Raw genomic sequence first — 22,191 nt, 5'->3', positions numbered from 1 at the left:
TCACAGCTTTCGATAGGGTGAAAATCAAAATAAGAAATCAACTGGTTTCGACGGTCCTGGCCAGTCGAGGGATCGGGACGGGGATCGCGTCGAGCAGCGTGCGGGTGTATTGCTCCTGAGGATTCGCGAAGACGTCCGCCACTACGCCCGACTCCACGATTTTGCCTGCGGCCATCACCAGCACCCGGTCTGCGATCACTTCGATCAGTGCGAGGTCGTGGCCGATGAACAGGTAGGCCAAACCCAGCTCGTCCTGCAGGTCACGAAGCAGGTTGAGCACCTGCGCGCGCACCGAGACGTCCAATGCAGCCACCGGCTCGTCGCAGACGATCATCTTCGGGCTCAATGTCAACGCCCTGGCGATCGCGACACGCTGGAGTTGCCCGCCGGACAGCTCCGATGGGTAGCGGTCCAGGTAGCGAGAGCCGATGTGCACCTTGCTCAACAGCTCGCGCACGGCCTTCGCACGCGCGGTCCGATCGAGATCGGTGTGCACGACCAACGGCTCGGCCACAGCTTCCCCGATGGTCATCCGCGGGTTCAGGCAGCTGTGGGGATCCTGGAAGATCATCTGCATTCCACGTCGCATCTGACGCAGTGCTGCTGGTTTGGCAGCACGTACGTCTTCACCGTCGAACGTGATCGTGCCGGTGTCGGGCTCGATCAACCGCAGCACGATGCGCCCGACCGTCGACTTTCCCGCGCCGGATTCCCCGACGACGGCCAGACATTCACCGGCCTCGAGCGTGAAACTGACGCCACTGACCGAGGGGGCGCCCGGTTTCGGCCGGCCCCACCAGTTTCGGCCCGAGTCGAAGGTCTTGGACACGTTCGATACTTCGAGAAGGCTCATCAGATCCTCACCCCGGCAAGTGTCAGTTCGGAGGCGCGCACGCAGCGCGCATGGCTGGTGCCGTCCACCTGAGTCATCGACGGATGCACCGCATCGCACAGGCCCGGCTTCGCGTACTCACAGCGATCGAAGAACCGGCAACCGGACGGCCAGTCCGCGGCGGCGGGAATGCCACCTGGAATTGCGGAGAGTCGACGCCGTGTACCGGAGTTCGGCTGCGGGATAGAGGCAAGCAGGCCCGAGGTGTACGGGTGAGCCGGACGGAAGAATACGTCGTCGATCTTGCCCTCTTCGGCGCTCTCTCCGGCGTACATGACGATGACCTTCTGGCAGAGTTCGGCGACGACGGCGAGGTCGTGGCTGACGAACAGCATCGCCACGCCCGTCTGTTCCTGCAGATCCCGAAGCAAGGACAGGATTGTCGCCTGCACCGTCACATCCAGGGCGGTGGTCGGCTCGTCGGCGATGAGCATTCTTGGATTGCTGGCCATCACCATCGCGATCATGACCCGCTGGCACATGCCGCCACTGAATGCATGGGGATACTCGTCGACTCTGTCTGCGGCCCTGGGGATCTGGACCAATTCCAACATTTCGACGGCTTTCGTCATCGCGGCCTTACGGCCCAGTCCGAGGTGTCGGCGGACCGACTCGGCGATCTGGTCACCGACGGTGAACGCCGGATTGAGGCTACGAATCGGCTGCTGGAAGATCATTCCCATTCCACCGCCGCGAAGGTCCCGCCAGACGCGGTCGGGCGCGGCGGTCAAATCCTGGCCGTCGAACACCACCTGGGAGCCCGGCGCGAGTCGGCCCCCGGTTCTGCCGGTCAACCCCATAAGTGCCAGCGAGGTCACGGTCTTGCCCGAACCGGATTCACCGACCAGAGCGACGGATTCACCGGCTGCGAGGTCGAACGAGACTCCGTCCACTGCGGTCAGCCACTTGCCGCGACCCGCGGGGAATTGCACCGTCAGGTCCTTGACCTGCAGGAGCGGTGAGTCTTTCCGGGCAGAGTTTTCCATCGAGTTCTTGTCAAGCATCTTCGCTACCACTTCGGCTCCTCACCATCGCTCGTCGCACACCGTCACCGAGGTAGGTGAAAGCAAGTACTGCCAGAAAGATCATGACTCCGGGTGGCCACACGAGATACGGGGCGAGCTGCATATTCGATGCTGCCGTGCTGAGCATGGAGCCCCAGCTCGCGGCCGGCGCCTTGGCACCGAGACCCAAGAAGCTCAACGAAGCCTCCGCGGCCACAGCCGAACCGAGAGATACCGAGATCACCAGCACCACGGGCGGCATCACATTCGGCAGGACGTGCCGCACGATCACGCGGATCGGCCGACATCCCAGTGCCACAGCGGATTCGATGTACGTCTCGTGACGCACGTCCATCGTAGAGGCCCTCGCGACACGGAAGAACCGCGGCGTCATCACCAATCCGACGGCTATCATCGCGTTGGTGATTCCGGAACCGAGCACCGCCACGATGGTGATGGCCAGTACCAGTGCGGGGGCACTCATCAGCGCATCCATGATTCTGGTCAGCACGGTGTTGATCCATCCGCCGACGTAACCGGCGATCACCCCCAACGGCAGGCCCAGCACCAACGCTAGACCCACCGCCTGTAGTGCGGCAGTCAACGAGATTCGTGCTCCGAAGATCAACCGGCTCAACGCATCCCGGCCGTAGTCATCGGTACCCAGCCAATGCTCGGCGCTCGGCGGCGAGAGCCTGTCGAGCAGGTCTTGCGCGTACGGGTCGTACGGGGCGATCCATGGGGCGAAGATGGCCATCAAGGCCAGCGCAACCACGAACACCAGAGCTATCAGTGCAGCCGGCCGTCGACGCAGCCCGCTGAGCACACCACCTGATTTGCGTGGCGCGGTCTTCGGCTCTTCGTCTGACTGCGTTGTCATGAGCGAACTTTCGGGTTGAAGTAGCCGTAGGAGATGTCCACCAGAAGGTTCACCAACACCACTACGATCGTGGTGAACAGGACGAATCCCAAGAGCACCGGTATGTCGTGGTTCTGCACGCTGTCGACAGCGAGGCTGCCCAGTCCCGGCATGCCGTAGATGATCTCGATGGTCACTGCACCGCCGAGCACCTCGGAGACTCGGAAGCCCAAAACGGTGACCACGGGGATGCATGCGTTCTTGAGTGCATGCTTGAACATGACACTCGACTTGGACAACCCGCGTGCCTCGGCGTTGAGAATGTAGTCGCTCTCGAGCACCTTGCCGAGCGCTGATCGCAACTGCAGCGTCACCTCGGCGGCGGGCAGAAGCGCCAACGCTATGCCCGGCAACACCAGGTGTTGCAGCCACGGGACCACGCCCTCGGACAACGGTACGTAGCCGAACGCGGGAAAAATCTGGTTGCTCACTGCGAACAGCGAGACGAGAACCAGTCCGAACCAGAACGCGGGGATTGCAATGGCGATGGATGCCACCACGTTGACCGCTCGATCGATCACCCCGCCCGGCCGGATGGCCGCCACGATGCCGAGAAGACCGCCGACCAGCACCGCGATGACCATCGCGAACAGAACCAACGACATCGTGGTCGCCATCCGGCGGCTGATCAGCTCGGTGACCGACTGATTCGACAGGAACGACATGCCCAGGTCTCCGTGGAGTACCCCACCGACCCAGTCCACGTAGCGAACGAACACATTGTCGTCGAGTCGCAGATTCTCGCGAATCGCCGCCAACCGCTCGGGAGTGGGGTTCTCACCGGCGAGCACGACGGCGGGATCTCCCGGAGTGAGGTCGATCAGCACGAAAATCAGAAACGGCACTATCAGCAGCAGCGGCACTGCGGCCAACAGTCGCTGGCCTCCGTATCGCAACATGGCTTGCCTCTCGGGTCGAAAAACTCGGGCTGGGTACGAGGCGGGTGTTACTCGACCATTGCCACCGTGCGGATATCAAAGGTGCCGGTGTTCGCCCATGGCATGTTCTCCGCGTCGACGACCTTGTCGGAGTAAATGGTCGCGTTCGTCTGGTGGCAGATCGGAACGAACAGTGCTTCCTCCAACACCATTGCCCAGATCTCCTTGTACAGCGCAGCGCGATCATCCTGTGCCAGTGTGGGATCGGCAGCCTGCTTTGCCTTCGCGGCAATCTCGGCGTTGCCGTTACCGAATCCGTAGGCGCCGGTGATGTAGGTTTCCACCGTCTCCTCGGGGTCGATCTTCGGGCTGAAGCTGTTGGTGACCATCGCCTCGAAATCACCGGCGATGAAGCGCGGCTCCGTCTGGGTGATCGGCGCCGGGTTCAGCGTCGCGTTGAATCCCACCTGCGAGAGCTGCGACTGGATCACGTTGGCGGGCTTCTCGGTGTTCGTGCCCGCAGCAAAAGTGAGGGCAATCGTCGGCGATCCGCCGGCGAGCTTCTTGGCCTCGGCCTCGTCGTAGGTGTAGGGGTACTCGTAGGAGCCGTCCGCGGCCCAGCTGCTCTCGGGGTACATCTGCTGGTACGGGGTGCAGGTATCGGAGAACAGCGCACTGATGGCCGCCGGATCGATCGCCCGCGCTGCAGCCTGTCGAACGGCCGGGTCGGTCATGTCACCCTGCGCGCGCATCATCAGGCCGAGGACATTTCGGAACTCGACTTCCTCGACACCGAGTGCACTCTGCTTGGCGAGGCTCTGGGCTTCGACGATCTCGTTCGCCGAGCTGACCCAGGTCAGATCGGTCGCACCGGTACGCACACCGTTGAGCCGTGTAGAGGCGTCGGGCATTCCGACGATCTCGATACCCTTCAAACGACCGGCTTTCTCGTCCCAGTAGTCGTCGTCCGCGCGTGCCAGAGTCAGCGACTCCTGAGGAATGTAGGCAGTGACGACGTACGGGCCGGAACCCGATTTGCCGGGATCGTTCTGAATGTCGGTGGCGGCTTCGATCGTTTTGGGACTGATCATCATTCCCACATTGGTGCCGAACACGCTCGGCAGTTCCACGCCGGAGCCGGGAGCAAGCTGGAGGCGCACCGTGGTGGGATCGACGACGTCGACCGCGGTGATGTCACTGAGCGGCTTCACTACCGTGCTGCCGGGCAAGGTCTTGCCGCGCTGGATATTCGCGGCCACAGCCGCCGCGTCGAACGGCGTGCCGTCGTTGAACGTGACGTCATCGCGCAGCGCGAGTTCCAGGTAGGAACCATCCGGAGCGAATTCCCACGATGAGGCAAGGCCGGGCACCACATTGTCGTCACCGTCGATCATCGTCAGGCGGTCGAAAATTGGCGTCATGTAGCTGACCCCGCTGTAGCTGGCCTGCAGATGTGGGTCGAGGTTTCGGGAAGGAGCTGCGGTGGTCACCCGCAGGACCGCGTCCCGGTCGATCTCGCCCGACGAGTTGGATGTACTGCCCCCGGTAGCCCCACCACCACATGCCGACAACAACATGAGTGCGGCGGCGGACGCCCCCAGAACCTTTGCCGTACCTTGCTTTCGAACCTTCACGGCATACCTCTCATCGTAATTCCTACAGATTTCGTCGAAGTTGCGAATTCACTGACATTTCGAACGATGGCGTCCCAGCAGCGGGTGACAGTGTCATCGGTTATGGCCGCACTGTGCGGTGTGATCACCACGCCCGGAGCGGTCCAGAGCGGATGCCCGGACGGCAGTGGTTCCGGGTCGGTGACGTCGAGGATGGCGTGGATCCGTTGTTCCTCAAGCGCGGCGAGCAGAGCGTCGGTGTCGACGAGCGGTCCTCGACCTGCGTTGACCAACACACTCCCGGGGCGCATTGCCGTCAGGAACGGCGCGTCGACCATGTGTTGGGTGTCCGCTGTGAGTGGGAGCGCCAGGACGACGACATCCTGCTCGTGCAGCATCGCCCGCGCTTGCACGAGATCGACCACGCCCTCTCGTGCGGTACGAGCAGCCAAGGTCACGTCTGCGCCGAAGGGCACAGTTCTCTGTTGGACGTTCGAGCCGATGTCGCCGGCTCCGAGTACGAGTACTCGTTTACCGGCAAGTGTGCCGGTGGGGTGCCGTTCCCACGACTGCGCACTCTGCTTCGCGCGGTAGCCCACCAGGTCCCGATAGTGGTTGAGCAGTTGCGCCACAACCCATTCCGCGACCGGACCACCATGTGCCCGATCGGCTCCGGAAATCACCACACCCGCCGGGACGATGCCGGTCCAACCATCTCGTCCGGCGCTGAACAGCTGAACCATGCGTAGGTTCGGCAGTTCGGTGTGCATCTGCGCTGCGATCTCCGGTGCGACTCCGCGGCTCACCAGGACCTGGGCCCGGTCGGCCCCGGCCGGGCGCGGGCTCGACAGGTCCCAGAGAATCGGTTCTATTCCGGGCAGTCCATCGAAGGCTTCGATCCCCCGCTGATCCGGCACCAGTACTACGACTGCGCTCGGGGGCGCAGGTGTCACTCCGACACCGAAGCAATTTTTTCGAGCAACTCTGGCTCGGTCCGCAACGCCGCACGAACTGCTGCCTCCCAGAAACCGTGGTAGCCGTTTCCGTCGCTACGAGACTGGTTGCTGAGCCACCAGTCGGGCAGCGAGGTCTTCGCGGGTCCACCCGCGACGCGTGTCAGCCAAGCATTCTTGCAGCGAATCTCGAGACTCACCGCGCGCAGGTAGATCGCACGGGCGGTGCTGCCGAGGACAAATACGCCGTGGCCACCGAGGAGTGCGACATCCGCATCGCCGACGCCCTGGATTGCAGCCGCGGCTGCGGTCATATTGTCCACTCCGCCGTCGTATTCGTCGACGAGGACGAGCTCGCCTCCGCCCAGGCTCGAACTCTGATCGTGCATCGGCGGAATCTCTTTGAGATCGGCCCAGACGGTCCCGTACTCCGAGTGATTGTGCAGCGCGAACGTGACGTCCGGGCGCGCCTTGTGCAGGGCGAGGTGCAACGGGATTCCCAGCGGCACCGGCCACTTGCCCTCGATCAGATTTCCGTCGAGGTCGATGCGGAGTACATCCTCGGGACCGAATTCTTCCCAGGTCAGCAGCCATGGGTTGCAGAGAAGAGTGCCGTCGCCGACCGCGTAGGTGATGTGTCCCGCGAGATGGTCACAGTAGCCTTCGGCCCACAGGGTGCGGGCAAGCATGACGATCTCTTCTGCGGGGGTCAGTTCGGGCATCAGGCGATCTGCGGTCGGGATGAATCCCATCGATGGCTCCTTTTCGATTCACGTCGAATGTCCATCGACCCGGCCATGGCCGACCCCGGAGGGCCGTTCACGATCCGACGGCTCGAATGGCCGACGCTATGACTGGCAACACTGTGGTATCGTAGGGTGATACCGTGTATCACTTTCAATTGAAGGATAGGTGGGATTCAAATCACAGTCAAGACGATCCGCAGCCTGACCCGCGGCCTCGAGATTCTCGAGGCGATCGCTGCCCACCAACCGATCGGTCTCACCGCACTGTGCACGGCCACAGGCGAAGACAAGAGCGCACTTCAGCGGACACTTGCCACGCTGCATGAGGCCGGCTGGATCCAACCGGCCCCTGGTTCTTCACCGCAATGGGAACTCGGCGCCAAGCCGATCATCGCCTCCGGGCGGGCCCGTCAGTCTTCATCCCTGCAAGGCCGGGCACGCCAACTCCTCGGCCCACTGCGTGATGCGACCGGTGAGACCGTCCATCTCGCCCTGCTCACCACCACCAACCTCGTCGTGGCCGACGTCGCAGAGGGCATGCAGGTGGTTCGGACCGCACTGCCGGTCGGGCAGCTGCACCCATTCGAAACGAGCTCCGCCGGCCGAGCGATCTTCGCCCACTTGAATCCTGCGCAGCGGACGGCGCGAGCCCAGGCACCCGAAAAGTTGATGACCTCGGCCGACTACGAGCAGATTCGCCAACGGGGTTGGGCCTCGAGCGCAGGTGCCGTTCTCGAGGGGTCGAACAGCATCGGTGCAGCGATACTCGATGCCGCGGGAACGCCGATGGGTGCGATAGTGATCAGCGGCCCAGCATCCCGTCTTACGCCGAACAGATGCGAGGAGTTGGGCGTGGCACTGACCGAGACGATTCACGCACTGTCCCACCACCACTGAACTCGCTCTCACCGAATTCCCTACTCGACCCGCCGAGAAGTACACCCCGAGAAACGGAGCACCATGCGTCTCACCGACGAGGTCCAAACCCTGCTCGATACTCTGAACGCCGGATTTCCGCGCGTGGAGGAGATGACGGGTGCCGACGCGCGTGCCGCGGTACTGGCCCGCAAGCAGATTGCTCCGAACCCGAAACCCGTTGGCTCGGTAACCGATACAGTCATCGAAGGCCCCGGTGGCCCGCTCCCGCTACGCATCTACCAACCGCTCTCGAGTACCACGCACGCAGCAACGACGTGGCCCGTCATCGTCTTCGCACACGGCGGCGGTTTCGTGTTCTGTGACCTGGACACTCACGATGAGTTGTGCCGAGCAATGACACATGCCGTTGACGCAGTGGTCGTCTCGGTCGACTACAGACTGGCTCCCGAGCATCCCGCGCCTGCTGCGGCCATGGACGTGCACGCGGCGCTCGAATGGACTCGAGTACACGCCGGCGAACTGGGGGCCGATCTCGATCGGGTCGTCGTCGCCGGAGACAGTGCAGGCGGAAACTTGGCGGCAGTGACCGCCCTGCTGGACCGCGACAGCGCGTGGCCCCCGATCGCCGGCCAGGTCCTGATCTACCCGGTGATCGACGACGACTTCGACACCCCCTCGTACCTGGAATACGGCGAGGGCTACTTCAACACCCGGAACGCGATGCAGTGGTACTGGGAGCAATACGCACCCGGGGGCGTCCGCAATTCCGAGCACCCCCATCACATCTCCCCCACCCGGGCCGACACGCTCGCAGGCCTACCGCCTGCCATCGTCATTACGGCCGGGTGCGATCCACTCGACCACGAGGGAACTGCCTACGCAGAACAACTCAGTGCCGCCGGAGTGCCCACCACCCACCGCCGCTACGACGGCATCTTCCACGGCTTCCTGACCATTCCCTCCCTCACGATCACCGCCGAAGCCCGAACCCAACTGTGGGCCGACCTCACCGAGCTGCTCGCCTGAGTCACTTTCCCGGCCGCACAACCAGTTTCACTGAGGTAACGGTCGGGGATCAGGCGTCGTTGGCGCAGCGGAAACCCAGGTTGGCCGAGGCCGAGTCCGGGGTGTTCGACGCGCGCGCGGCCACCCGGTAGCGGTTGCAGTACGAGTCGTGGCACAGGAACGATCCACCGCGCATGACCCGATTCTCGCCGGCGTCCGGGCCGGCGGGGTTCTGCACGGGTGAGCGCTGGTAGTAAGCGGAGTCGAAGAAGTCGGCACACCACTCCCACACGTTGCCGGCCATGTTGTAGAGCCCGAACCCGTTGGGTCGATACGTCTTCACGGGAGCGGTGGTGAGGAACCCGTCCTCCTCGGTGTTCACGTCCGGGAACTGGCCTTGCCAGATGTTGCAACGCCACTGCCCGCGCGGGGTCAGTTCGTCGCCCCAGGCGTACCGCTTGCCTGCCAGTCCACCCCGGGCTGCGTATTCCCACTCTGCTTCCGTGGGTAGGCGCTTGCCCGCCCACGCGGCGTAGGCCTGCGCGTCGTGCCAGGACACGTGCGTCACGGGATGATTGGGTACGTTGCCGATGCCGGAGAGTCGGCCCTCGGGATGGCGCCAATCTGCGCCGCGCACCGTGAGCCACCAGGGCGTGGTGTCGAGCCGGTGGAGCACGTCCGCACGATCCGCGGACATGGAGAGGTGGAAGACGGCAGAGCTGCCATGGATTTCGGACTCGGTGACGTACCCGGTGGTTTTGACGAACTTTGCGAAAGCGCTGTTGGTGACGGCGGTGGCATCGAGATAGAAAGTCGCGAGTTCGACAGAATGCACCGGGACCTCGCCATCAGCGAGGTAGCCCTCGCCGAGCGCGTCGCCCATCTCGAAGGCTCCGCCGGGGATCAAAATCTGCCCCTTGGTGCTACGAGCCGAGCGGGGAGCGGCAGCCTCCGGGGCGAGTGAACCTGCGCGAGCTGCGCCTGCGCAGCAGGGGGAGGTGCTCATGCTGATTCCGATGGTTCGGTGACAATGTGGGCCAGCAGTTCGGCGAGGCGGCGCTCGATGTCCTCTCGGCCGGAAGGCTCGATATCGAACGCGGACAACATCTCCTGGCTGAAGATCGACCAGCCGAAAATCACGGTGAGCGCGGCCATCAGGCGTAGATCATGGTCCGGCTTCTGGGGCGACATGGCACGCACCTGACCGATAACCCGCTGCTGAGCGCTCGCAAGTGGGCCAGGCGAGTCCCCGTCGCCCTCGAGCGCCAGCCAGGCGAGCATGCGCACGAAATCGGTGTTACCAGTGGAGCCGAGAAACATTTGCTGGATCGCTTCCGGGGCGCTCGTGCTCGAATCCAGACGTTTGACGCCCTGTTCGAGGGTGTCGGCGATAACCTCTTGCACCAGTTCGTCTTTGCGGCCGAAGTGGCGGTGAATCAGCCCGACGTTGACCCGGGCGGCCGCTGCAATGTCGCGCAACGATCCGCGGGTGCCCTCTCTGGCGAAACGCACACGCGCAGCCCGCAGGATCGAGCTGCGCACGGCGTCGCGGCCCTGCGGACGCTCGTCTGCCGAAGACTGGTCTCGTTCTTTTTCGGAGTCCACTGTACGAACTGTAGTCGATCGGCTACATTCGATCGATGTAGTCGCCCGACTACAGTTGAGGAAGCGGGAGTTCAGCAGTGGTGAACCGGTATTCGATTCCCATCCAGCAGAAGCCGTCGAAGGTCTCTGCGGCCTACGACTATCGGACGCAGAACCCTCAGTTCAGCCGTCCGGAGAAGATCCGCCCGCCGGCGGGCGCGCCGAACGTGCTGCTCGTGATGGTCGACGACGTCGGCTTCGGCGCCGCCTCGGCCTTCGGCGGCCCGTGCCGCACGCCCACCGCCGAGCGGCTGGCCGACGGCGGCATCAAGTACTCGCGTTTTCACACCACCGCGCTGTGCTCGCCTACGCGCTCCGCGACACTGACCGGCCGCAACCACCACAGCGTCGGCTTCGGCGTCATCGCCGAGCAGGCGGGAACCTCGCCCGGCTACAACGGCACCCGGCCCGACTCCGCCGCTACTGTCGCGCGAGTGCTGCAGGGTAACGGCTACGCGACCGGTGCATTCGGCAAAATGCATCAGACCCCGCCGTGGGAGATCACGCCCGCAGGCCCCTTCGACCGCTGGCCGCTGCGCGAGGGTTTCGAGAAGTTCTACGGCTTCCTCGGCGCGGAGTCGGACCAGTTCGAGCCGGTGCTGGTCGACGGCTTCACGGTCATCGACCCGCCGAAGACGCCCGAAGAGGGCTACCACATGACCGAGGACCTGGTCGACCAGACGCTGAACTGGGTAGAGGGCGTCAAGACGATGGACCCGGACAAGCCGTGGTTCGCGTACGTTCCGTTCGGCGCCTGCCACGCCCCGCTCCAGATCCCGGACAGCTACCTGGACAAGTACCGCGGCGAGTTCGATCACGGCTGGGACCGCCAGCGTGAGCTCACCCTCGACAAGCAGATCGAGCTGGGCGTCGTCGGGCCGGACACCGTCCTCGCACCGTGGGCACCGGGCCTGCCGCACTGGGGCGAACTGGACGAGGACCAGAAGAAAGTCTCCGCCCGGCTGATGGAGATCTACGCGGCGTTCCTGGAGCACACCGACGACGAGGTGGGCCGCCTGGTCGACACCCTCGAGTCACGCGGCGAGCTCGAGAACACGCTGATCATCTACATGCTCGGCGACAACGGGGCCTCCGCCGAGGGCGGCATGGAGGGTTCGTTCAACTATCTGGCCGGGCTCAACGGCTTCAAGAGCACCACGGCCGAGGTGCTCGGGCGCCTCGACGAGTTGGGCCAGCCCTCGAGCTACCCGCACTATCCGGCCTCATGGGCGATAGCCCTCGACACCCCGTACCAGTGGGCCAAGCAGGTGGCCTCGCACTACGGCGGCACCCGCAACGGCCTGATCATGCACTGGCCCAAAGGGATTGCCGAGACCGGCCAGGTCCGGCACCAGTGGCACCACTGCATCGACATCACGCCGACGATCCTCGAGGCTGCCGGCATCCCCGCGCCGCACATGGTCGACGGCACCCCGCAGACTCCGATGGAGGGCGTCGCGATGAACTACACGTTCACCGACCCCGACGCGGAGGACCGCCACACCACCCAGTACTTCGAGATCTTCGGCAACCGCGGCCTCTACGACCACGGCTGGACCGCGGTCACTGCGCACCGCCCCCCGTGGCTGATGGCGACGCGCGGGGTGAAGCTGCCGACGATGGACGAGGACCGCTGGGAGCTCTACGACACCACCAAGGACTGGTCGCAGGCGGCGGACCTGGCCGAGGTGTATCCGGAGAAGCTGGCCGAGCTGAAGCAGAAGTTCGTCATGGAGGCCTCGAAGTTCCAGGTCTTCCCGCTCGACGACCGCACCGTCAGCCGTTTCCCCACCGAGAAGTCGCGGCCTCCGCATCCGATGCGCGGGCGCACACGGATGAAGCTCTACCCGCACATGGACGGCCTCGACGAGAAGGCCGCGCCGAACTTCTTCAACCGCTCCTTCTCGATGACCGCGCGGATCGACGGTGATTGCAGCGCGGCCAGCGGCGTGCTGGCGAGCATCGGCGGGCGCTTCGGTGGACTGTCCCTCTACGTGCTCGAGGGCAAGCCGGTGTACTGCTACAACTACAGCGGCGGCGGCGTCACCCACGTCCGCGCCGAGCAGGCGATCGCCGCGGACGCGAAGGTTCTCACCGTCGACTTCGACTACGACGGCAACGGCTTCGGGATGGGCGGCGACGTGACGATCTCGGTCGACGGCGTGATCGTGGCTCAGGGCCGGATCGAGGCCACCGCGCGCGGCATCTTCAGCATGAACGAGCAGTTCGACATCGGCCGTAACCGTGGCAGCGCGGTCTCGCCGGATTACCAACGCAAGGGCGCCTTCGCGTTTACCGGCACGCTCACCTACCTCGAGGTGGATCTTCCTGCGGCGGAGGACATCTCTGCGGCGGAGCGTGCGCGGATCGAGATGGCGACACACTAGCGGCCACGCTCCACCCAGCCATCACCCCATCCCGCGGTAGTCGATCGCGGTTCGATCTCCACAATTCGAAGGAACTCAATGACTGTTCTCAGGCAACGACGACTGCGCACTATGGCGGTCGCCGTCATGGCGAGCGGCCTGCTCCTGGCCGGCTGCGCGAGCAACAACGGTGGCGGGTCGGGACCGGAGACCGAACCGGGCGCTGTCGGCATCATCGGCGACCAGGCCGAGGGGGGCACCCCCGTGGACGGCGGCACCCTCAGCTTCGCCGGCTATTCCCCGGTCGCCGGCCTGGACCCGACCAGAACCCAGCCGGCCGGCTCCACCGGCGGCACCGAGATGGCCGCTGTATACGACCTCCTCGTGCGCTACGACGCCGAATCCCAGTCCTACAAGCCACAGCTGGCGGAATCGCTCACTTCGAGCGAGGACTACACAACGTGGACCATCACGCTGCGCGACGGCGTCACCTTCAGCGACGGCACCCCCCTCGACGCCGCCGCCGTGGTCGCCAGCACCAACCGATTCAACGAAAAACGCGGCGCCAACACCCAGGCATTCCAGGCCGGCGTCAAGTCTGTCGAGGCCACCGATGCATCCACGGTCGTTTACACGATGAACCAGCCGTGGAGCGAGTTCCCGTCGATACTCGTCTTCGGCCACGGCATGATCGTCGCGGCCGGCTCGGACCAGCCGGATGGCACGTTCACGCCGATCGGCGCCGGTCCGTTCACCTTCGAGTCCATGGCCCCGGGCAGTGAACTCGTGCTCACCGCTCGCGAGGACTACTGGAACGGCAAGCCACATCTGGACACCCTGAAGTTCGTCGACATCAAGGATGACCGGCCCAAGATCGAAGCCCTCAACACCGGCGGCATTCAGATGGGGTTCCTGCTCAACGCCGCATCCATCGACGAAGCCAAGGCCACCCTGCCGGGGTTCTACGAGACCCTAGGCCTGTCCAACCCCGTCGTGCAGATCAACCAACGTGAGGGCCGCCCCGGCGCCGACTCGAGGGTACGCAAAGCCATGCAGCTGGCGATCGACCCCGAGGTGATAGACATGCGGGCCAAAGACGGCAAGGGCATGCCCGGCCCGGAAATCTTCCAATCCTGGTCCAAATGGCACAACGACGTCCCGCCCGTGTCGCTGAACACCGGCGAGGCCACCAAGCTCGTCGACGCCGCCAAGGCAGACGGCTTCGACGGCACGATCACGTACTTCACTTCGCAGACGCAGGCCGGGCAGGCCGCAGCCCTGGCCATCCAGGCGATGCTGGCGCCGGTCGGCATCGATGTGAATATCGAGTACGGTGCCTCGATCACCGACATCGTCAAACGTATCTATGTCGACAAGGACTTCGACATAGCCACCGGCGCCTACAGCATCTCGGACGCCGCGCCGTTCCTGCGCTTGTTCAACTCGCTGCACAGCACGTCCACCAATAACATCCTCGGCGTCGACGACCCGAAGATGGACCAGCTTCTCAGTGACGTCCAGACCGCGAAGGACGACGACACCAAGCGTGCGGCCATGGCCAGCTTGCAGGCCGAGGTCAACGAAACGGCCCCCTATCTGGCGCTTTCTGCGGGCGCGAATTTCGTGCCGTGGACCGAAAACGTGCACGGAGCGGTCCCGAGCCTGGACAGCATCATCTTGCTCGATCAGGCGTGGATCCAATAATCCAGACCCCACGCTTTGCCCCCACGTTCCCCAGCCTTCAAAAGGAGCTTGTACCAGTGAGTAATAACGACACAGTTGCTACGGCGGCACAGGCAACCCCAGCCAGACGGAGCCCCTTGTCCGCGGTATATGTGCGGCCTCTGCACCGGACCGCCGACGACAGCGCGCAGGCCCCCTACACACTCTTCGATGTAGTCCCGTACTCCCGGACGATCGGCGCAGAAATCCGCGGAGTGGATCTGTCTGCGGAGATCGATCCGCAACTGCAGGCCGAACTGCACCGATGCCTACTCGAGTGGAAGGTCATTTTCTTCCGTGACCAGAGGCTCGACTCGCGCGCCCACCGCGATATGGCCTCGCTGTGGGGGAAACCAGAGATCCACCCCTTCCTTCCCAAGGCCGATCACCCCGAGGTGGTCCTGCTCCAACGTGGCGAACACGATATCCCGGTAGAAAATGTGTGGCACAGCGACGTCTCGTTCATGAAGGCACCTGCGATGGGATCCATTCTCAAAGCCGTCCAGGTACCACGAACCGGCGGTGACACCCTCTGGGCCGACATGGCGGTGGCTTACGACGGGCTGTCTGATGCTGTGAAGGAGCGAGTCGAGGGCAAGATGGCCGTCCACAGACATCAGTTCGGACGAGGTCTGGCACCGGAGGAGAAGGCGAAGAAGGATCGGGAGAACCCGCCTCAGGAGCACCCTGTTGTTCGCACACATCCAGAGACCGGACAGAAGCTGATCTACGTCAACAAGGTGTTCACTTCACACATCGTGGGGATGGACCGTGACGAAAGCGACGAGTTGCTGGAGATCTTGATGCGCGAGGCGACCCACCCCGAGTACCAGTGCCGCTTTCACTGGGAGCCCGGCTCCGTCGCATTCTGGGACAACCGTGCGACACAGCACTATGCGTGCGGTGACTACTACCCCGATCCCCGCACGATGCAGCGTGTGACGATTACCGGTGACGTCCCGTTCTAGCCCCCCATCGTGTGACTCGACACAGGGCAGCGGCCCGAAGGTGAGACGAACATCGTGGTGGTGCTCATCGAAGACTCGCGAAAGCTGTTTCCCCTCGGCTTGCGCGAGCCGAAGGCTGTGCAACACCGTCGAATCCGCCCAAACCCGCAACGAGTCGGAGATCCTTGTGAAAATACGGCTTCGATACTCCGACGCGTAGGGGTCAGCGGAAAACGAGACCGCCGTCGATGATGCCGGCCTGCCCTGTCATGTAGTCCGAATCGGGGCCGGACAGGTAGGACACGAATGCTGCGACGTCTTCGGGTGTCTGCGCGCGTCCGAGCGCGATGCCGCCGACGAATTTGTCGTAGGTCTCCCCTTCGGCCGCACCCGTCAGTTCGGCGAATCGCTTGTCGATGGTCACCCACATGTCGGTTCCGACAACTCCTGGGCAATACGCGTTGACGGTGATGCCTTGTGCCGCATACTCCTTCGCGGCGGCCTGGGTAAGCGCGCGGACCGCAAACTTGGTGGCGCTGTAGACCCCGAGCATCGCGAAACCGTCATGCCCTGCGATGGATGACGCGTTGACGATCTTGCCCTTCTGCTGCAACGACCTGAATTTTGCTGCGGCAGACTGGATTCCCCACAGCACGCCGTCGACGTTGACCGCCCAGATCTTCTTCGTGTCCTCCGGACGAACATCATCGAGAGGGGCGACCTGCGCAATTCCAGCGTTGTTTATCATTACGTCGAACCCACCGAGCGCCTCGTGCGCATGATCCACCGCCGCGAACACCTGGTCCCGATCGCTGACATCGGCGACGAATGTGGTTGCCTTCCGACCGATCTCGCGGACCTCGCCGGCGACGCCGACGATCTTGGCCTCGTCCAGGTCGACCAGCGCGATGTCGTGCCCGTCGCGGGCGAGTCGAAGTGCGATCCCGCGACCGATGCCTTGGCCCGCGCCGGTGATCAGTGCAACGCTCATGCCGCACCCTCGTTCGGATCGACGAGAACCTTCATCTTCGTGCCCGCGTGCAGCGCTTCGAATCCGTCGTCGATAACGGATTCGAGTGCGATCTTGTCCACCCAGCCGGTGGTGTCGTACTTACCCTGCGACATGAGATCGATGACCGCGTCGTAGTCCGCCGAGGTGTAGCACAGCGAGCCCTGAATGCGAGACTCGTTCATCACGATCTTCTGAAGTGGTGTCATCAAAGGCTTTTCGTAGATCGCGACGCTGATCAGCGGTTTGCGGGCACCGATGCACCCCAGGGCCGTCTCGACGGCGGGTTGCACGCCTGCCGCATCGTAGATCGCATCGGCGCCTCGGCCGTCGGTGTTATCGGCGATGAAGGCCGGCACGTCGACGGCCAAAGGGTCGAGCGTTTTGGCGCCCAGAGCCTCGATCGATGCGCGACGGGTGGGCGAGGGCTCCACCACGTAGACGTCTTCGAGTCCCTTGCCCCGGAGAGCGAACCAGAGACCGATTCCGATCGGTCCGGCGCCGAAAACCATGGCGGTATCGTCGGGTTTCGGTTCACCGAGAGTTGCAGCGTGATAGGCGACGGACATCGGTTCGACGAGCGCCCCCAACTCCATCGAGACGTTCTCGGGGAGTGCGTGAATCATGTTCGTGGGCACTACCGTGTACTCGGCCATTCCGCCGTCGGACATCAGTCCATGGAAGCCGATCTGCTGGCAGATGTTGTAGTTGCCCGCCCGGCATGGACCGCAGTGGCCGCATCGATAGAGGGGTTCGATGGCGACGCGATCACCGACCTTCGTCCCGGTGACGCCTTTGCCTACCTCGGTGACCGTGCCCGAGAATTCATGACCGAGGACGAGCGGGAGCTGCTGACCGGTGAGGGGATGCGGCTCCGTCGGGATGAAAATCGGTCCTGCGTAGTACTCGTGCAGATCGGTTCCGCAGATGCCGTTGTATCCGACCTTCACTTGGACCTGCCCCTCACCGGGTGAGGGTTCGGGTACGTCGGTGATCTCCACTTTGTTCGGGCCGTAGTACACAGCTGCGCGCATCGGGTTCTCCTGAGTTGACGAGGGTCGATGCACGTATGTCTATGTGACCTGAGGCGCAGGCGACAGGGTTGCAGCGCGTTGCATTTCTAACGATCGTCAGCGCAAGTACCGCTTCGCCGCCCCGCGCATCCTGAAGAAACTCGGCTCGCAAACACCGCCGCATGCAACCCATTGCAACTCTCGACCAACGCGCGCCTGCGGTGTGTGCTGGGTCACAGAGCACTTACACGAGCAACAAGGGAGTTGGCATGACCCAGACCATCGAGCCGGTAGAAGCAACACGGTTTCAGAGCCCCCAGGAACGCGTCGACGCATGGTTGGCCGACTTCGAGGCCGCACTGACGGCCCGGGATATAGAGCGGGTCACTGCCAAGTTCACCGTAGACAGCTTCTGGCGAGATCTGGTCACGTTCACGTGGAACCTGAAGACCGTCGAGGGCCGTGAGGGAATCGCAGCCATGTTGGAGGACCGTCTCGACGACACCGACCCGTCGAATTTTCGGACGATCGAAGCCCCCGACGAGGCCGACGGTGTCACTTCGGCGTGGATCGAGTTCGAGACCGCGACCAGCCGCGGCAAGGGGCATCTGCGTTTGAAGAACGACCCGGAAACCGGGGAGGACACGGCCTGGACGCTGCTCACCACGATGCAGGAACTCAAAGGCTACGAGGAGCGCCAGGGCCACACCCGCATCAAGGGCGCGGTGCACGGCTCCAACGCCGACACCCAGAACTGGGCGGAGAAGAAGGAGATCGAGGAGAAGGAACTCGGCTACACGGTCCAGCCGTACGCATTGATCGTCGGCGGTGGCCAGGGCGGAATTGCTCTCGGCGCACGATTCCGCCAAATGGGTGTGCCCGCGATCGTCGTCGATCGCGCGAACCGGCCCGGGGATCAGTGGCGCGGACGCTACAAGTCCCTGTGCCTGCACGATCCGGTCTGGTACGACCACCTGCCGTACTTGCCGTTCCCAGCCAACTGGCCGGTCTTCGCCCCGAAGGACAAGATCGGCGATTGGCTCGAGATGTACACCAAGGTCATGGAGGTTCCGTACTGGAGCCGGACCACCGCGAAGTCCGCAACATACGACGAGGCCGCCGAGGAATGGACCGTCATCCTCGACCGCGACGGCGAGGAAGTGATCCTGCGACCCAAGCAATTGGTGATGGCCACCGGAATGTCCGGTAAGAAGAGCGTTCCGAACTTCCCAGGAATGGACGAATTCGAAGGCGAGCAGCACCATTCGAGCGAACATCCCGGTCCCGACGCGTACGTCGGCAAGAAGGTCGTCGTCGTCGGATCGAACAATTCAGCGCACGACATCTGCAAGGCACTGTACGAAACAGGCGTCGACGTGACGATGCTGCAGCGATCGTCCACGCACATCGTCAAGTCCGATTCTTTGTGCGAGATCGCCCTCGGTGACTTGTATTCCGAGCGTGCCGTCGAATCCGGAATGACGACGCAGAAGGCCGACCTGACGTTCGCCTCGCTGCCGTACCGGATAATGCACGAGTTCCAGATCCCGGTGTACCAGCAGATCGCGGAGAAGGACAAGGATTTCTACGATCGACTGGAGAAGGCCGGCTTTCAGCATGATTTCGGCGACGACGGTTCGGGGTTGTTCATGAAGTACCTGCGCCGGGGTTCGGGATATTACATCGATGTCGGCGCCTCGGAACTCGTCGCCGAAGGAAAGATCAAACTTGTTGCTGGACAAGTAGATCGGATCAGCAAGACCGGTGTCGTCCTGGCCGACGGCAAAGAACTGCCCGCGGACCTCATCGTCTACGCCACCGGTTACGGGTCGATGAACGGCTGGGTCACCGACCTGATCGATCAGGAGACTGCGGACAAGGTCGGCAAGTGCTGGGGCCTCGGCTCGGACACCACCAAGGATCCGGGCCCGTGGGAGGGAGAGCAGCGCAACATGTGGAAGCCGACGCAGCAGAAGAACCTGTGGTTCCATGGCGGCAATCTCCACCAGTCACGACACTATTCGCTGTACCTGGCCCTGCAGATCAAGGCACGCTACGAGGGAATCGACACCCCGACCTTCGGCCTGCAGGAAGTGCATCACCTGAAGTAACCCTTTCAGCGGTCTTGTGCGCACCTTCGGGTGCGCACAAGACCGTTCGAGCTACTGCCCCTGCGCTTTCGCGATCAGTGCGTCCTCGGCGCGCACTTGGTCCAGATTGACCACCCGAGTCGGCAGGATCGTCGAGTAGAGCCAATCGGTGGCAACTCGAACTCTCGCCGCGGCGGTCGGCAGCGCATACAGGTGATAGCTGCGGGCAACGAACTTCGCGACCGGCCCCTTCAGCGGTATCCCCAAAGGCTTTGCAACACCGTCGAATCCGCCCAAATCCGCAACGAGCCCTAGATCCTTGTGGAAATACGGCTTCGATTCTCCGACGCCGAGGCTTGCCGCCACATTCTTCGCAACCTGCACCCCCTGCCGCTGCGCATGTTGAGCGGTCGGCGGTGTGGGTTTCGACGCGTCCAGCGCGAGATCGGGCACCGCAGCCGCATCGCCGATGGCCCAGACGTTCGGCACTCCCGGCACTGTCATGTCGGGTTCCACGACGAGGCGACCCTTCTCCGTCGGCAAGTCCAGCTTGGCGATCAGCGGACTCGGCGCAACCCCGGCACCCCACACGAGAGTCCTCGACGGCACGACGGTTCCGTCGGTCAACGTCACCGAGGTTGCGGTGGCCGACGCTACCGACACCTCGAGCCGAATCTCGACCCCACGTGCGGTCAACACGTCCATCGCTTCCTTGCCGAGCTTCTCCCCGAGCTCCGGTAGAACCGCAGGCGCCAGGTCGACGAGAAGCCATCGGACATCACTCGGGTCGATGCTTGCCCAGCGGGTCGCTATTCCTTTGACCCAGTTCTGCATCTGTGCAACGAATTCCGTACCCGTGTACCCCGCACCGACAGCCACGACAGTGAGCCGCTCGATCCGCTCTGCGCGGCCGGCTGGAGTATCGGGCAACGAATCGGCGGCATCGAGTTGCGCGAGGACATGGTTTCGGATGAACGTTGCCTCGCTCAGTGTCTTGAGCCCGTGCGCGTTCTCGGCGACACCGGGTATGTCGAACTGTCTGGTGACCGATCCGGGCGCGAGAATCAGCTTGTCCCACTCGACTTCGGTGATCCCGTCCCTGCCCTCGACTCTCAGCGTGCGTTCACCGAAGTCGATCGAGGAGACATGACCGAGCACGGTACGAGTGCGTCGCAACGTCTGCCTGATGGAGACGGCGATGTCACGCGGGTCCAGCACGCCCGTCGCGACCTCGGGAAGAAGTGGGCTGTACAGGAGATAATCGGTCGGCGCGACCAGCGTCAGGCTCACTCGTTCGGGTTCGAGAAGTTTCTGCAGACGCCTCAATGCGTGAAATCCACCGAACCCGCCTCCAACGACGACAATCCTCGCGGGAGCCAGGGGCAGCGGCGTCTTCGTTCGGGAGCCGCGACCGAATGTGCGCATGAACGTCACCTTACTGCGGGTCAGAGGCGGGCGTCGGGAGACCGCGTCAGTTTCGGATCGGTGACAATGGATCCGGCAAGGGCGTCGTCGATCTTCCCCAGCACCTCCGCGTCCAGGACGACTTCGGAGGCTTTGACGTTCTCCGCGATCTGTTCCGGCCGCGAGGCGCCGACCAATGCCGCAGCCACGTTGTCGTTCGCCAATACCCAGGCGACGGCGAGCTGAGCCATGGTGATGCCGAGGTCTGCGGCGATGGGCGCGAGTTTTTGCACCCGGGTGAGCGTCTCGTCTTCGAGGTAGCGGGAGATCATCTTGTCTCCGCCCTTGTCGTCGGTCGCACGGGAGCCTTCCGGCAGCGGCTGCCCGGGCAGGTACTTGCCGGTGAGCACGCCCTGCGCGATGGGTGACCAAACGATCTGAGAGATACCTAGCTTCTTCGACGTCGGGACCACGTCTTTCTCGATGACCCGCCACAGTGCCGAGTACTGAGGCTGATTGGAGACGATGGAAAATCCGTTTTCCCTGGCCAGCGACTGGCCTCGCCGCAGCTGGTCGGCGTCCCACTCCGAGACGCCGATGTACAGCGCCTTGCCCTGACGCACGATGTCGCCGAACGCGGCGATGGTCTCCTCGAGCGGGGTCTCGACGTCGTACCGATGTGCTTGATAGAGGTCGACGTAGTCGGTGCCCAGCCTGCGCAACGACGCGTCGATGCCTTCGAAGATGTGCTTGCGTGACAATCCGGTGTCGTTGGGGCCTTTCGGTCCGACCGGGAAGTAGACCTTGGTGAAGATCTCGAGCGATTCCCGACGTACCCTCTTCAGCGCCTCCCCGAGTACTGATTCTGCAGCGCCGTTGGCGTAGACGTCGGCGGTATCGAAGGTGGTGATGCCCGCGTCGAGAGCCGCGTGCACGCACTTGGTGGCGACGTCGTTCTCCACTTGCGAACCGTGTGTCAGCCAGTTTCCATAGGTGATCTCGGAAACTTTGAATCCGCTGTTGCCCAGAAATCTGTATGCCATGAGAAAAACGCTACCCGCGAACCCGGTTGGTTACAGGAAGAACCGAGTTTGCGCAGAAGCCCCC

The 22,191-nt window shown here is 63.5% G+C and carries 19 protein-coding genes; 6 read left to right on the top strand and 13 right to left on the bottom strand.

Annotation, left to right across the window (positions count from 1 at the left end):
- Positions 1-37: 37 nt before the first annotated feature.
- Genes O1W68_RS08065 through O1W68_RS08035 form a run of 7 tightly spaced genes read right to left on the bottom strand, consistent with a single transcriptional unit; the run spans position 38 to position 7,011 of the window.
- On the bottom strand, positions 38-853 hold the full coding sequence (locus O1W68_RS08065) for an ATP-binding cassette domain-containing protein (RefSeq protein WP_269302479.1): 816 nt from the start codon (positions 851-853) through the stop codon (positions 38-40).
- Positions 853-1,896 carry an ABC transporter ATP-binding protein gene (locus O1W68_RS08060; protein ID WP_269302477.1) on the bottom strand — a complete coding sequence of 348 codons (1,044 nt, stop codon included), beginning with the start codon at positions 1,894-1,896 and terminating at the stop codon, positions 853-855. The genes O1W68_RS08065 and O1W68_RS08060 overlap by 1 nt, the downstream gene beginning before the upstream one ends.
- A complete protein-coding gene (locus O1W68_RS08055) occupies positions 1,889-2,776 on the bottom strand; it encodes an ABC transporter permease (protein WP_269302475.1) in 888 nt (295 codons plus the stop codon). The genes O1W68_RS08060 and O1W68_RS08055 overlap by 8 nt, the downstream gene beginning before the upstream one ends.
- Complete coding sequence (locus O1W68_RS08050; protein ID WP_269302473.1) at positions 2,773-3,714, bottom strand: ABC transporter permease; 942 nt, start codon at positions 3,712-3,714, stop codon at positions 2,773-2,775. The genes O1W68_RS08055 and O1W68_RS08050 overlap by 4 nt, the downstream gene beginning before the upstream one ends.
- 47 nt (positions 3,715-3,761) lie before the next feature.
- Positions 3,762-5,327, bottom strand: a complete 1,566-nt coding sequence (locus tag O1W68_RS08045; protein WP_269302471.1) for an ABC transporter substrate-binding protein — start codon at positions 5,325-5,327, stop codon at positions 3,762-3,764.
- Positions 5,324-6,259 carry an NAD(P)-dependent oxidoreductase gene (locus O1W68_RS08040; protein ID WP_269302470.1) on the bottom strand — a complete coding sequence of 312 codons (936 nt, stop codon included), beginning with the start codon at positions 6,257-6,259 and terminating at the stop codon, positions 5,324-5,326. Before O1W68_RS08040 ends, O1W68_RS08045 begins: the two co-directional genes overlap by 4 nt.
- Positions 6,256-7,011, bottom strand: coding sequence for a class II aldolase/adducin family protein (locus tag O1W68_RS08035; RefSeq protein ID WP_269302469.1), 756 nt, complete (start codon positions 7,009-7,011; stop codon positions 6,256-6,258). Before O1W68_RS08035 ends, O1W68_RS08040 begins: the two co-directional genes overlap by 4 nt.
- Before the next feature lie 156 nt (positions 7,012-7,167).
- Here O1W68_RS08035 and O1W68_RS21600 point away from each other — a divergent pair, with 156 nt between their 5' ends.
- Together O1W68_RS21600 and O1W68_RS08015 are read left to right on the top strand one after the other, a co-directional pair.
- Complete coding sequence (locus O1W68_RS21600) at positions 7,168-7,902, top strand: IclR family transcriptional regulator (protein WP_442972312.1); 735 nt, start codon at positions 7,168-7,170, stop codon at positions 7,900-7,902.
- 63 nt (positions 7,903-7,965) lie between these two features.
- A complete protein-coding gene (locus O1W68_RS08015; protein WP_269302467.1) occupies positions 7,966-8,910 on the top strand; it encodes an alpha/beta hydrolase in 945 nt (314 codons plus the stop codon).
- Between the two features lie 49 nt (positions 8,911-8,959).
- Here O1W68_RS08015 and O1W68_RS08010 read toward each other — a convergent pair whose 3' ends face one another.
- Positions 8,960-9,895, bottom strand: coding sequence for a formylglycine-generating enzyme family protein (locus tag O1W68_RS08010; protein ID WP_269302466.1), 936 nt, complete (start codon positions 9,893-9,895; stop codon positions 8,960-8,962).
- On the bottom strand, positions 9,892-10,494 hold the full coding sequence (locus tag O1W68_RS08005) for a TetR/AcrR family transcriptional regulator (protein ID WP_269302464.1): 603 nt from the start codon (positions 10,492-10,494) through the stop codon (positions 9,892-9,894). The genes O1W68_RS08010 and O1W68_RS08005 overlap by 4 nt, the downstream gene beginning before the upstream one ends.
- 80 nt (positions 10,495-10,574) lie before the next feature.
- On the opposite strand from O1W68_RS08005, the gene O1W68_RS08000 reads away from it, so the two are divergent.
- The 3 genes from O1W68_RS08000 to O1W68_RS07990 all read left to right on the top strand — a co-directional run bounded on the left by O1W68_RS08000 (position 10,575) and on the right by O1W68_RS07990 (position 15,589).
- Positions 10,575-12,920, top strand: a complete 2,346-nt coding sequence (locus O1W68_RS08000) for an arylsulfatase (protein WP_269302462.1) — start codon at positions 10,575-10,577, stop codon at positions 12,918-12,920.
- Between the two features lie 78 nt (positions 12,921-12,998).
- Positions 12,999-14,603: an ABC transporter substrate-binding protein gene (locus O1W68_RS07995; protein ID WP_269302461.1), complete on the top strand. Its 1,605-nt coding sequence runs from the start codon at positions 12,999-13,001 to the stop codon at positions 14,601-14,603.
- 56 nt (positions 14,604-14,659) lie between these two features.
- Positions 14,660-15,589 carry a TauD/TfdA dioxygenase family protein gene (locus O1W68_RS07990; RefSeq protein WP_269302458.1) on the top strand — a complete coding sequence of 310 codons (930 nt, stop codon included), beginning with the start codon at positions 14,660-14,662 and terminating at the stop codon, positions 15,587-15,589.
- 202 nt (positions 15,590-15,791) lie between these two features.
- Here O1W68_RS07990 and O1W68_RS07985 read toward each other — a convergent pair whose 3' ends face one another.
- Both O1W68_RS07985 and O1W68_RS07980 read right to left on the bottom strand, forming a co-directional pair.
- Positions 15,792-16,559, bottom strand: coding sequence for an acetoin reductase (locus O1W68_RS07985; RefSeq protein WP_269302456.1), 768 nt, complete (start codon positions 16,557-16,559; stop codon positions 15,792-15,794).
- Positions 16,556-17,611 carry a 2,3-butanediol dehydrogenase gene (locus tag O1W68_RS07980; RefSeq protein ID WP_269302455.1) on the bottom strand — a complete coding sequence of 352 codons (1,056 nt, stop codon included), beginning with the start codon at positions 17,609-17,611 and terminating at the stop codon, positions 16,556-16,558. Before O1W68_RS07980 ends, O1W68_RS07985 begins: the two co-directional genes overlap by 4 nt.
- Positions 17,612-17,859: 248 nt before the next feature.
- Here O1W68_RS07980 and O1W68_RS07975 point away from each other — a divergent pair, with 248 nt between their 5' ends.
- Positions 17,860-19,701: an NAD(P)-binding domain-containing protein gene (locus O1W68_RS07975; protein ID WP_269302453.1), complete on the top strand. Its 1,842-nt coding sequence runs from the start codon at positions 17,860-17,862 to the stop codon at positions 19,699-19,701.
- A gap of 51 nt (positions 19,702-19,752) precedes the next feature.
- Here the strand turns inward: O1W68_RS07975 and O1W68_RS07970 are convergent, their stop codons facing one another.
- Both O1W68_RS07970 and O1W68_RS07965 read right to left on the bottom strand, forming a co-directional pair.
- A complete protein-coding gene (locus tag O1W68_RS07970) occupies positions 19,753-21,105 on the bottom strand; it encodes an NAD(P)/FAD-dependent oxidoreductase (RefSeq protein WP_269302452.1) in 1,353 nt (450 codons plus the stop codon).
- 20 nt (positions 21,106-21,125) lie between these two features.
- Positions 21,126-22,127, bottom strand: coding sequence for an aldo/keto reductase family protein (locus O1W68_RS07965; protein ID WP_269302450.1), 1,002 nt, complete (start codon positions 22,125-22,127; stop codon positions 21,126-21,128).
- Between the last annotated feature and the right edge of the window lie 64 nt (positions 22,128-22,191).

This window comes from Rhodococcus sp. H36-A4, from assembly GCF_027158005.1.
Lineage (GTDB): Bacteria > Actinomycetota > Actinomycetes > Mycobacteriales > Mycobacteriaceae > Rhodococcoides.
The sequence above is the reverse complement of the archived record's forward strand: the minus strand, read 5'-3'. Positions and strand labels throughout refer to the sequence as shown.